1 pseudogene is annotated in these 270 nt (G+C 72.6%); it reads left to right on the forward strand.

The features are described from left to right. Positions 1-58 precede the first annotated feature (58 nt). Positions 59-270: pseudogene (locus tag SB771_RS34655) on the forward strand (hypothetical protein); the annotation flags it as partial.

Raw genomic sequence — 270 nt, forward strand, 5'->3', positions numbered from 1 at the left:
GTAATAAGGCAGGCAACGCGGCGTCCCGGCGCGCTGCCTCCTCTTATAGGAGCGTACCGTGCCGTCCCGACTATTCCGCGCCGCCATCCTGCCCGCCGCCGTCCTGGCGGCGTCCACGCACGCGAACACACCGCCCCACGGCATCGAGGTGTGTACGCTGACCGGCACGTCGGGGCAGTACAGCGTGCGGGTTCGCAACACCGGGTCAGCCCCGTTGGCGCGGGCCGACGTGACCGGCGTGCGGCTGGACGGCGGCGGCCAGCCGCAGGG

This window comes from Burkholderia sp. SIMBA_051 (genome assembly GCF_046534915.1).
GTDB lineage: Bacteria > Pseudomonadota > Gammaproteobacteria > Burkholderiales > Burkholderiaceae > Burkholderia > Burkholderia ambifaria.